Source organism: Shewanella sp. QJM3NY_23 (assembly GCF_056173105.1).
Genome location: NZ_CM149657.1, coordinates 3419098 through 3431219, shown reverse-complemented (window position 1 = coordinate 3431219; position 12122 = coordinate 3419098). Strand labels below are relative to the sequence as shown.

At 47.2% G+C, this 12122-nt stretch carries 10 protein-coding genes; 7 read left to right on the top strand and 3 right to left on the bottom strand.

Annotated elements, in window-relative coordinates; genetic code table 11:
- Positions 1-71: 71 nt before the first annotated feature.
- Together AC0VXX_RS15190 and AC0VXX_RS15185 are read left to right on the top strand one after the other, a co-directional pair.
- A complete protein-coding gene (locus tag AC0VXX_RS15190; RefSeq protein ID WP_475514944.1) occupies positions 72-584 on the top strand; it encodes an Sbal_3080 family lipoprotein in 513 nt (170 codons plus the stop codon).
- A 569-nt stretch (positions 585-1153) separates the two neighbouring features.
- Positions 1154-1822 carry a hypothetical protein gene (locus AC0VXX_RS15185; RefSeq protein WP_475514943.1) on the top strand — a complete coding sequence of 223 codons (669 nt, stop codon included), beginning with the start codon at positions 1154-1156 and terminating at the stop codon, positions 1820-1822.
- 210 nt (positions 1823-2032) lie between these two features.
- On the opposite strand, the gene AC0VXX_RS15180 is transcribed toward AC0VXX_RS15185, so the two are convergent.
- From AC0VXX_RS15180 to AC0VXX_RS15170, 3 genes are read right to left on the bottom strand one after another with little or no spacing between them, the layout of a single operon-like run.
- The gene (locus AC0VXX_RS15180) at positions 2033-3034 is read right to left on the bottom strand and encodes a permease (protein WP_475514942.1); all 1002 of its coding nucleotides are present in this window, start codon (positions 3032-3034) and stop codon (positions 2033-2035) included.
- A gap of 20 nt (positions 3035-3054) precedes the next feature.
- On the bottom strand, positions 3055-3306 hold the full coding sequence (locus tag AC0VXX_RS15175; protein WP_475514941.1) for a thioredoxin family protein: 252 nt from the start codon (positions 3304-3306) through the stop codon (positions 3055-3057).
- A 13-nt stretch (positions 3307-3319) separates the two neighbouring features.
- Positions 3320-3673 carry an ArsR/SmtB family transcription factor gene (locus tag AC0VXX_RS15170; protein ID WP_475514940.1) on the bottom strand — a complete coding sequence of 118 codons (354 nt, stop codon included), beginning with the start codon at positions 3671-3673 and terminating at the stop codon, positions 3320-3322.
- A gap of 630 nt (positions 3674-4303) precedes the next feature.
- Between AC0VXX_RS15170 and AC0VXX_RS15165 the strand changes: the two genes are divergently transcribed.
- From AC0VXX_RS15165 to AC0VXX_RS15145, 5 genes are all read left to right on the top strand, one after another.
- The gene (locus AC0VXX_RS15165) at positions 4304-5932 is read left to right on the top strand and encodes a BCCT family transporter (RefSeq protein WP_475514939.1); all 1629 of its coding nucleotides are present in this window, start codon (positions 4304-4306) and stop codon (positions 5930-5932) included.
- Positions 5933-6101: 169 nt separating this feature from the next.
- Positions 6102-6506, top strand: coding sequence for a hypothetical protein (locus AC0VXX_RS15160; RefSeq protein ID WP_475514938.1), 405 nt, complete (start codon positions 6102-6104; stop codon positions 6504-6506).
- 560 nt (positions 6507-7066) lie between these two features.
- Complete coding sequence (gene gdhA, locus AC0VXX_RS15155) at positions 7067-8410, top strand: NADP-specific glutamate dehydrogenase (RefSeq protein WP_475514937.1); 1344 nt, start codon at positions 7067-7069, stop codon at positions 8408-8410.
- A gap of 261 nt (positions 8411-8671) precedes the next feature.
- The gene (locus AC0VXX_RS15150; RefSeq protein WP_475514936.1) at positions 8672-9760 is read left to right on the top strand and encodes a linear amide C-N hydrolase; all 1089 of its coding nucleotides are present in this window, start codon (positions 8672-8674) and stop codon (positions 9758-9760) included.
- A 290-nt stretch (positions 9761-10050) separates the two neighbouring features.
- Entirely contained in the window at positions 10051-12078 is a 2028-nt protein-coding gene (locus AC0VXX_RS15145) for a S9 family peptidase (RefSeq protein WP_475514935.1), read from the top strand.
- The last annotated feature ends 44 nt before the right edge of the window (positions 12079-12122 follow it).

Sequence of the window (12122 nt, the reverse complement as noted above, 5' to 3'; positions counted from 1 at the left end):
AACTATCTAAATAGATGAATAATTTTATACTTGGTGGTGTAAAACCCCACGTAACCTAAAGAGACATTCACATGAGAAAAATAATACTGGGTTTGGTTTTGATTGCTGTGACGGGTTGTTCAAGCAATGGTCTAACAACGCTAAAGCAAATGGATCCTAACTTTGAAAAAGAAATCGTGATGACAAACGATCCTGATCAAACCGCAAAAGTTAGGAGCATTGTTACTAACTGGATGGTCGATAATGGTTACAATGTATCTAAGGTAACAGCAAGCCCAAATGCTCAGTTAGACGATGATCAAGTGATGTTTGAATTCAATGCTAACTGGTGGTGGGACATGGCAACTTATATGCGTTACGTAAACTTAGATGTTACTGATAGTAAAGGAAGGAAAGTGGCTGAACTTGATTTCGATTCAGTAAGGTATGGTGGTATTGATAAGTTTGGAAACGCAGAAGCAAGATTAAATCTAATTATGGAAGTATTTTTCCAAAAGATTTCAGTACAAGATGCTGAACGTCAATTAGAGCATGGTAAAGATAGAAGTACTAAATTAGCACCGACCTGTGCTTACGACTGCTAGCAAATGACGGTTAGACAAATTGTTTTGCTACCATCGAAGTTGTAAAGCTTTTTGTGTAAAAAGGACTGGTGAGTGAGCAGCGTTGCTTCACCACTCCGAATGGTTGAAAGCAGAAAGCTAAACGTCGTGGCAAGAAGCCTTGCTCTAAAACGATTTTTCCTGCGCTAGATAATTGTGTTGGTCTTAGCTCAAAAGCTTAGAACCTAAAGATAAAAGCCGATACTTTGAGTATCGGCTTTTTTGCATCCGTTGCGGAGAAGAAAGGGTTGAGTCTTACAAATCAGTTTATCTCGCATAGACTTAATAAAGAGTGTGCACAGTGAATGGTATTGTGCGCAAATAAGTTGTGTGCAATTTACTTGTGAGGTAAGGTTGGCTGTGCCTGTGACTGTGCCTGTATGAGTGCAAGTTGCAAGTGTCATGCCGGTTCGGGATAGTGCCGTAAACCGGTTTAATTGCGCCATAGCCGAAGGTGCCAGCAGGTCGAGATCGCAGGTGATCCAATGGATATCTGTCGTAAAACAGATGTTAAGTCAGATTTTTAATCAGCTTTAACAATAGGAAATACCATGAAAGCAGCAATAATGATTGGCCAAGGTGCGATACTTTTGTGCATCGCATTGATTAGCAGTAATACGATCTATGCCGCAACAGTGTCTGAAATAGCTGTGCCTGAAGCAGCCGCGCCTGAAATAGACGCTGTGGTGGTTAATGTCGATGCTAGCAGCTTTACTTGCATACGCGACATGACGCCAGTGCGCCATTTTTATGTTGATAATCTGCTGGGCAACATTGACGGCACCTTGGCCGCGGCTAATTCGCCAGAGGGCGCAATCTACCCAACAGGCTCTGTGGTGCAACTGGTACCGACTGAGGTGATGGTCAAGCGCGAGCCGGGTACCTTTGCGGCCACCAATGATTGGGAATTTTTTGAGTTAGAAGTCGATGAAAATGGCTCTACCATTGCCAAGCGCGGTTTTGTTGATGTGGTCAATCGCTTCGATGGTAACTGCTTTGCGTGTCATGTGCCCGCTAAAGAGAAGTGGGACTTTATTTGTGAGTCAGGCCACGGCTGCGAACCGATTCCTATCGACCATAAAATGACGGGGGCCTTGCAGCGCTCAGATCCACGTTGTGGCGAAACGGCGCTAGAGTCTGGTGATTCTATGGCGCTATTAAAGCTTAACCTGATGATGGGTGCTGGCCTAACGAAGAAGTGGTTTGAAGATCTGTTTTAACGCAGCTTAATTAGGCTGCCGTTAATGATGCCTAAGGGAGTTAAGGCGACGAGCAGATAGGCTATGGCGGGCCTGCGGTGCTATGGGGTTTGAGCCTAATCTTGCGGTGAGCATCCCCTGACTGAGGAGATGTATTACGCGCGCTCGCACCTTCTCGCACCTTAGCGATAACGCGTTACTTCTGCTTACGAGGCTGGGCGCTCTTGCGGCCTAGGTTAACGAAACCAGGTTAAATATCCATCCCATGACGGTGAATGAGATTAACAGCAGGGTAAACAGTAGGGCGAGCAAGCGCCACTGCATCACCTGTTTTAACATCACAAATTCCGGAAAGCTGGCGGCAACCGTGCTCATGCAGAAGGCTAGTGTAGTGCCTAATGGCACGCCTTGTAGCAGCAAACTCTCTAATACCGGGATGACGCCAGTAGCGTTGGCATAGAGCGGAATGCCCATTAATACCGCAAGAGGGACAGACCACCATTGACCGTCACCGAGATTAGCTTGTAACCAGCCCGCAGGTACAAAACCATGCAGCGCGGCGCCAATACCTACACCGATAATGACCCATTTCCATACTCGGCCAAAAATCTCACTGGTTTCCGATTTGGCAAACTGATGCCGCTGCTGCCAACTTACCGCGCTAGCAGACTGGCTTGCCGATGTGGCAGTGTTTGTCGAGCTAGCTTGTTGTCCTCTAGCATACGCTTTGGCCGCTAGGGGTTGTAGCCAGCGCTCCGCTTTTAACAGGTCGAGTAGTGCGCCGCCTAGCATGCCGATAGCGATCCCCGTTAAGGCATATAACAGGGTGATTTTTAAACCTAATAGGCTAAACAGTAATAGAATAGCGACTTCATTAATCAGCGGCGAAGTCAGTAAAAAAGCCATGGTGATCCCGATGGGGATCCCCGCAGAGGTAAAGCCCAAAAAAACCGGAATACTGGAGCAAGAGCAAAAAGGCGTTATGGCACCAAACCCCGCGCCGAGGCCATAGCCGACCACTTTGGGTTTACCCGACAGGTAGTCTCTTACCCGTTCAACATTTAGCGAGGCGCGTAACCATCCAATGGCATAAATCATCACGATAAGTAGCGCAAAAATCTTACTGGTGTCTTCAACAAAGAAGTGCAGCGCTTGTCCTACTTGGGTTTGGTTGGATAAACCAAACGTATCGTAGACTAGCCAATCGGCAAACAGTGAAAACCAAATTAACATTGGTCGACCTCGCTAAAGGATTAGATACAACCCGCTATGTTATGGGTTAATAGCTTCTCTATTTCAGCGTGAGAAGGCACATTACCAGAGCAGACAACTACGCCGTCGATGACGATGGCGGGAGTCGACATCACACCATAATCTAAAATGGTGGCCATATCGGTCACCTTTTCAAGCTCGATGGTTAGCGATAAATGATTCGCGACCTGCTCTACGTCGGCCGCCAAATTAGTACATTTTTTACAGCCACTTCCTAATATTTCAATTTTCATGTTGTTACCTTGTTTACGTGTGTTTGGGGTTATTGAGTGTTCGAGAAGATTGAAGCAGTGAGGTTTGTGCTTGGGCATTTTTTTCCAGCACGGTTTCGACGCAGCCAACCATCTTCAATAGACAGGGAGTTTCCAGTCGGTAGTAGATCTGTTTGCCGTCGCGGCGACTACTGACGATACCCACCTGTTTTAAAACTGAGAGGTGTTTTGAGACGGTTGAGATATCGGCGTTGATACCATAGGTGAGCTCGCAGACGCATCGCTCTTGCTGCTGTATTTGCTCTAGCAGCCATAGTCGAGTGGGGTGTGCTAATGCCTTGAGAACCGCTGCACGGGCATTAAGCCTAAGCTGTTCTTGTTCGGTCATATGGATCTCCGCGTTGTTGGCTGCTTTGATATTATTTTTATTTTGTCATTTGGCATAATAGGCAAATGTTTTTTAATCGCGCAAGTATTGAGCAAGTTGTTGAGTCATTATTGTGATGAAGTAAACATTTTATGCTGATGGGAGATGGGGGATGCGTGTTGGCCTAACAAAGGCATGGGTCGAAGATCTGCTTTAAGGCAATCAAGCTGTGATGAATCAAGATAATAAGTGACTCAGAATCAACGTGTTCATCATGTAACGGTTCGTCGGCTCAAGCGACGTTTCTATCAGTTAACGTATTGTGTTTATGGTTTCGGCATTCAACTAGTGTGGCTTTGGCGCTTGGGAAGGTGAGGGGAGTCAAAAGGGCTGAGCCTTTAGGTTTAACCGAGCCGCTAACAAGCTTGCAACCCGCTGTAAACATGGGGTGTAGGCCAATGGCCTATTGGGCCTTCGGTTTTATTCCTACGGCCAAATGTGTTAAAATGCCGCCCTTTTTTACAGCCTCAGCCTTTACAACGTCACTAACATGTCTTTGCAATAGACGAGGAAAACTCACTGGTTCAGTTCAAAATATGTGGCGCTTAACGGGCCCATTTTATGGCTGACGATGACAAAAGCGAATCCTTAATGTCGAATTTGACGCAATCTGCTGCTCGTAAATCAACAGATGAAAACTACCTTGCTACCCATCCCCCCGAACGAAGTGCAACGTCAACCACGTTAAACGCCTTTTCCAGTCCTGTACTCTGGTTAAGTGGCGGCTTTCTCGTTCTCTTCGTACTGCTTGCTGTTTTCGATACTCCTACTCTGTCCAGCCTTGTTCAAGTTGGATTTTCAAAAGTCACCCAATGGTTTGGCCCATTCTGGCAAGTGCTGTTGCTGGCTAACTTTATTATTGGTCTTTATTTAGCGTTTGCCCGAACTGGTGACGTTAAGCTGGGTAATCGTGAGACGCCTGAAATTGATACCTTTAAATGGTTGGCGATTGTGCTATGCACCCTATTAGCCGGTGGCGGCGTTTTTTGGGCGGCCGCCGAGCCAATTGCTCATTTTGTCTCATCCCCCCCTTTTTACGGTGAAGCGCAAGGTCGAAGACTGGCGATCAATGCCTTGTCGCAATCATTTCTCCATTGGGGCTTCCTGGCATGGGCGATCCTCGGTAGCTTAGCGGCTATCGTTTTGATGCACCTGCATTATGACAAAGGCTTGCCATTACAGCCACGCACCTTGTTGTACCCGATTTTTGGCGATAAAGCCCTTAATGGCTGGATTGGCACCTTAACCGACACCTTTTGTATTATTGCGGTAGCTGCGGGCACCATTGGCCCTATTGGTTTTCTTGGCCTACAAATTAGTTACGCGCTTAATGCGCTATTTGGTGTGCAAGATACGCTCATCACCCAAAGTTTGGTGGTGCTGTTTGCCATTGCTATGTATACCTTGTCGGCGTTAAGTGGCCTTAGCCGCGGTATTCAACTGGTGAGCCGCTATAATATTTTGCTGGCCGCTGCGCTTATTATTTTCATTCTATTATTTGGCCCTACCAGCTTTATTATTGATGGCTACATGCAGGGCGTGGCGCGAATGGTTAATAACTTTGTGCCTATGTCGCTTTATCGAGGCGATAGCAACTGGCTCAGTTGGTGGACAGTGTTTTTCTGGGGTTGGTTTATTGGCTATGGCCCTATGATGGCGATCTTCATTGCGCGTATTTCTCGTGGGCGTACCATTCGCCAAATGATCTTATCCATCTCTATTATTGCCCCGTTGATCACCTGCTTTTGGTTTAGCATTGTGGGTGGTTCAGGGCTGGCGTTTGAACTGGCTGAGCCCGGCATTATCTCTGCGGCATTTGAGGGCGGCAATTTGCCTGGAGCCTTGCTGGCGATAACTTCACAGCTGCCGATGCCATCAGTCACTGCGATACTGTTTTTAATCCTCACCACCACCTTTATCGTCACTACGGGTGATTCGATGACTTATACCATTAGTGTGGTGGTGACGGGCTCTACCGAGCCAAGTGGGGCCATGCGTGCGTTTTGGGGGTTGTTAATGGGGCTGGTTGCTATCGCATTGATCTCAATGGGCTCTGGCGGGATCTCCGCCTTGCAATCCTTTATTGTGATCACCGCCGTGCCGGTGTCATTTGTGTTGTTACCTTCATTGTGGCAAGCGCCCAAGATGGCTAAAGCAATGGCGGAGCAACAATTTGGTAAGGCATCACTTATCCCTGCCCAAGCCAATAAATCCAGATAGGTGAGTTTAGCGTCAGTTGTTACTAAAAAGCCCCGCTACTTAATGGTAGCGGGGCTTTTTAGTCTCTAAGGGCGCAGCGTAGCAATTTTAATCTCCACCTCAGGTTGCTTGATTACACTTGGTGGTTCAATTACCTATCATAGACAGTTAACTGCGGGGATTTATCATCATGGGGACACAAAATTCACAATCTAAGGGCCGTAAGCCTTGGGTGGCTATTGGTGTTGTTGTATCCATAGGGCTACTGCTTTGGTTGTTGTTAACCATCATGCCTAAAGGGTTTAAGACCACTCACGAGCAGATAGGTACAGGTAAGCCGGCGTTGGTGTTTGTCTATGACCCCAATCTCGCATCGAGTAACAGCCAGACTGAGCAGATGAATGAAGCGCGTGCTCATCTTGGTGATAACGTCTTATTTCTTCTTGCTAGAGTGGGCACTCCAGAGGGTGAGCAGTTAATCGCGAAACACAATGCCGGCCCGGCTGAACTTTTGCTCTTTGATGCTTCGGGCAACCTCATTAAAAGACAATTTGGGGTGATAAATGCGAACCAATTAATGCAGTGGATGCGCTAGTAACATCGCTCTTTACGTGAGTTGTTGTTCATTATCTTGCGAGAGCATACCGCATTAGCCATCAAACCGTGGGCGCACACCTTAACAGGCGCCCAGGTTATCGGTTGTAAACTCAGTCGTGGCTGTTTACCAAGCGATGATATATGGTCAGGCTAAGTCTGTTTTTTCTATTTTAAAACAACAATATACACGATTTTAATTGGCCTTGACATCGAATGTAGCGTGGCAATAGGCGCTAAGATGTAGGGCTTGCCGAATTAAATTCATCGCTCAATTTTCCTCTGCTCTCTATGGTGTCGCTAGCCACAATGTTATGACCTCTTGAATTACAATAGGCTTGTAGTTTGATGATTTCTTATTTTTATAGGTCATTTATTAAGGGATTATCATCAATAATAAAGAAAATTCTATTTTCTTTCGGAAATACGCAAGATTAGTAAGGTGTTGTATTTATTAACCATCAATTCCTGTTATAAATATTAGCCACTACAATCTGTAGGTTTGGGTTGGTATTCCAAGCCGTTGCAATCTTAATTTTTTGTGTACCTTGGAGCACCAAAATGAGCGCTGACATCACTCTTGAACATTTTCTGTCAACCGTTGCCGAGCGTAACCCTAATCAACCTGAGTTTTTGCAGGCGGTAACAGAGGTGTTAACCTCCATCTGGCCTTTTTTGGCGGCGCACCCAGAATATTTAGATGCCGGAATTGTAGAGCGTTTGGTTGAGCCCGAGCGGGTGATCCAGTTTCGGGTTGCGTGGGTCGATGATCAAGGCAAGGTACAGATTAACCGTGCCTATAGGGTGCAACACAGCTCGGCTATTGGCCCTTTTAAAGGCGGCATGCGTTTTCATCCCTCTGTCACTCCGTCAGTGCTTAAGTTTTTGGCTTTTGAGCAAACCTTCAAAAACGCCCTCACTACATTGCCCATGGGGGGGGGGAAGGGCGGTAGCGACTTTGACCCCAAAGGGAAAAGTGAAGCTGAGGTGATGCGTTTTTGCCAGGCGTTAATGCTTGAGTTACATCGTTACTTGGGGGCAGACACAGATGTCCCCGCTGGTGATATTGGCGTCGGTGCACGTGAAGTGGGCTATATGAACGGCATGATGAAAAAGCTGACCAATAGTGCAGAGTGTGTGTTTACTGGCAAAGGGTTGTCTTTTGGTGGCAGCCTTATCCGTCCCGAGGCCACGGGTTACGGCCTACTTTACTTTGTCGAAGCTATGCTCAGGGTCAAAGGGACCACTCTAGAAGGCAAAACCGTGTTGGTATCGGGCTCGGGGAACGTGGCACAGTACGCCATTGAAAAGGCGATGGAGATGGGCGCTAAGGTTATTACAGCGTCTGACTCAAGTGGTGTGGTATTCGATCCCGATGGCTTTACCCCAGAGAAGCTCGCTAAGTTGATGGAGATTAAAAACCAGCGCCGTGGTCGGGTTGCAGATTATGCCCATGAAATGGCATTAGAATATATCACGGGTGCGACCCCATGGCAGTTTGCCACAGAGATAGCACTACCCTGTGCGACACAAAACGAATTAAATGCTGAGCATGCCCAAATGCTGATCGATAACGGCGTACAGCTCGTTGCCGAAGGGGCGAACATGCCTAGCACTGCAGAAGCTATCGCGTTACTGCACGACGCCAAAATACTGTTTGCCCCAGGTAAGGCGGCCAATGCCGGTGGCGTCGCGGCTTCGGGCCTTGAGATGAGCCAAAATGCCCTGCGATTGAGCTGGACGCGTGAAAAGGTTGATATGCGTCTCTGTGACATTATGTATTCGATTCACGATACGTGTCAGCAATATGGCCGTGAAGGTGAGCATATTAATTATGAGTTAGGGGCTAACGTGGCAGGCTTCGTCAAAGTGGCCGATGCGATGAAGGCGCAAGGCGTTTACTAAGTGGGTTAATCAGCTGTTAAGCTTTAATAGCAGGGCCTTAGGGCCCTTTTTTGTTGTTAGTATTCACAAGGTCGCCGCTGTTGCTTATTTTTGCAGGCCCCCGTTTTTTAGCTTTGCAGGCATAAGGATAGTAAAGGTTTTTGTTATTTTAACTTTCCGAGTGTAGCTTTAGAGGAGCAGTATCGTCATAGATTGTCTAGCATTAGGGATTACTTGTCGCTATTTGTCTTTGGCTTAAATACTAATCTATAGGGTTACATTATGAATAAATCACTACTTGCTTTAGTGCTTAGCGCCGCATTGAGTTTTCAGGCGGGGGCGTGTACGGGCATCACCTTATCCACCGCAAACAATGAGCACATACAGGCTCGCACCATCGAATGGGGCGAAAGCGATCTCAATAGTAAGCTTATTGTATCGCCGCGCAATCACCTTTATACCTCGACGATGCCTAATCAAACAACGGGCTTAAGTTGGCAGAGCCAATATGGCTTTGCGGGCATATCGGTCAGTGATGACCGCTTTATCGCTGAAGGAGTTAATGAAAAAGGCTTAGCGGCCGGATTATTCTATTTTCCAAATTATGGCTCACTAGCCAAGTTCGATCCCAAGCAGACAGCAAACAACATCACCGACATGGATTTTGTGCGCTGGATGTTGAGTCAATTTGAGACCGTGGCCGAGGTCGAGGCGGCATTGGCTAATATAAAAATAGTGACCGTCTATTTTGATGAGCAAGGCAACCCATCTCCCACCGCGCATTGGCGAGTATCCGATAAGCAGGGCAATAGCATAGTGATTGAAATCATGGATCACGGCAAAATCAATATTCATAAAAACATCGCTAAGGTGCTGACGAACTCGCCCGATTATCCTTGGCAGGTGACTAATCTTAATAATTATATCAACCTTCATCCTGGTAGCAGCCCGGCGCAAAAAATTAATGATGTCACGGCGCAATCTTTTGGGGTGGGCTCCAATTTTGTGGGGTTACCTGGGGATGTCTCTCCACCATCGCGGTTTGTGCGTGCGGCGTTTTACGTTAATAGCGTGCCCAGATTAAACAGCGCCGAGCACGCGGTGTCGCAGGCTTTTCATATTTTGAATAACTTCGATATTCCAATCGGTAGCGAGTTTAACGATCCTGCACATATCCCAGACTTACCCAGTGCCACCCAGTGGACTTCGGTAATCGATCAAAGTAATGGCTTACTGTTTTATAAAACCATGCATGACAGCACCATTAAACAGGTCGATCTAAACCAGCTGGATTTTTTAGCCAAGCAGGAGCTAACGCAGCCGCTAGATAATGGCCGTTTTAACTATCAACAAGTGAGCGTCGGCCCATAGGGGGAAGGCCGCTTAGATTATATCAGGGGCGGCGCGTTGTTGATCGCCTAATCGCATAACGCCTTAGCATGTTTGCTAGGGCGTTATTGTTTTTGGCGATTTCGTCGTTCTCGCTGGCGGGCATGTTGCTCGCTTTACTCTCTCGATGGCGACTTTGCCCGTTTAAGCTTGGTTTAAGTGTTAAGTCCGATCATGCTAGGTGATAAGAATAATGCTAAAAACGTGTGATGCTTGATATCTTGTTATCAATCGCGAGCGATAAAATTAAAATAAATTGAAGGAGATAACCCGTGAAAAAAGTCGCTATTTTGCTGCTGTGTATCTTGATGCCGGTGGCGAGTGTGTTTGCCGAGCCAAGCAAGCCGCTGTCGGTCGATGTGTTGTGGCAGCTTAGCCGCATAGGTAACCCGACTATTTCGCCAAATGGCCAATACATTATTGCGCCAGTGACCCAGTACGATGTGCCCGAAGATAAGGGCTCAACTCAGCTGTGGTTGTTTAATCAAGACGGTAAAACCCAGCGTGCCATTACGGCTAAAGGGCTGCGCGTGAGTGAGCCGGTATTTTCGCCAGACAGCAGCACGCTCGCCTTCATCAGTCAGCGTGATAAAGATGAAGCAGGCCAAGTCTACTTGCTGCCACTCGATGGCCCAGGTGAAGCCCAGCGCTTGACCGATGTGCCGACGGGAGTATATGGCCTTAAATGGGTCGGCGAACACCTTTACTTTATTAGCTCAGTGTTTCCCGGTAAAAACTGGCAAGAGATGGCGGAGCAATTAACTGCAGATAAAGAGAATAAAGTCTCTGCACAGCAATGGAATGCGCTGCCCTATTCCAGCTTCGATCATTGGATTGATGAAGACCGCGAGGCACATGTTTTTCGGATTTCGGCTAAGGGAGGTAGCGTCGAGGCGGTGACTCAACCGTTAAATAAGCAACTACCACGCTCCTCACAAAGCGCGGCGAGTTACGATATTGACGTGAGCGAAGCTTGGATAGCCTTTAACGCCAATGGCTGGGACAACCAAGTTGATCCTAAAACCGATATTTTCCTTGCGAAAATTGGCAGTGGTAAAGCTGACAATATTACCGCCACTAATCAAGCGCCCGATACCAATCCTACCTTCAGCCCAGATGGCAAAACGCTCGCGTTTACTCGTCAATCTATTGATGGGTTTTATGCCGATACCGCCAAGCTGATCTTGCTGGATCTTAAGCAGCGCAAGGAAAAAGTGTTAGCCGAGAACTGGGATCGCTCGGTGGCGCGCTTTGTATGGACGCCAAACAGTAAAGGGTTTTATGCTGCCATCGATGATGCGGCGACGCGACGTATTTTTTACATTAATGCCAGCAATGGCGATGTCAAAGCCGTGACGGATGCCACCAACTTTAGCCAGCCAGCAATTGCCAATGACGGCACCTTAGTTGCGGCCAACGACAGCTTCCTGTTTCCGGCGCAGTTGGTCAGCATCAACCCTAAAAACGGTAACCGCACCCGGCTGGACCATTTCAACGATGACATCTTAGCCGATGTGGATATGGGCACCTATGAGTCTGTGATTTATAAAGGCTATGATAATCAAGATATTCAGATGTGGGTGCATTACCCACCAGGGTTTGATCGCAGTAAAAAATATCCGCTGATGATGTTAATTCATGGTGGTCCTCATAATGCGATTTCTGATGGCTTTCATTACCGCTGGAATGCGCAAACCTTCGCCTCTTGGGGCTATGTTACCGCGTGGCCAAACTTCCACGGCTCTAGCAGTTTTGGGCAAGACTTTGCCGACAGTATTAATCCCGATTGGAAAAACAAATCACTCGAAGATGTGCTCAAGGCAACCGAGTGGTTTAAGCAGCAGCCGTGGATAGATGATGAGCGGTTAGTGGCGGGTGGCGCCAGTTATGGCGGTTATTTAACGTCGATTATTTTGGGGCAAGAGCATCCGTTTAAGGCCTTGTTAATCCACGCCGCGGTGTACAACATGTATTCGCAATTGGCGGCAGATTTTGCGGTGCATAGTCCTCGTTTTGGCAATTACTGGGATAACCCAGAGATATACAAGGCGATTTCACCTCATTATGGTGCTGCAAACTTTAACACCCCCACCTTGGTTATCCACGGTCAGCTCGATTACCGCGTACCTGTGGGGCAAGGTTTCGAGTTGTTTAGAACGCTGCAGACCCGCGGCGTTGAGTCGCGCATGATCTATTTTCCCGATGAGAATCACTGGATCATGAAACCCAATAACTCCATCTATTGGTACAACCAAGTACAAGATTGGATGACTCGTTTTGCCGAGCCTGGTGCAAAGTAATATGGCTTAAGTAATATGGCTTAAGTGATATCAGAGAGTTAGGA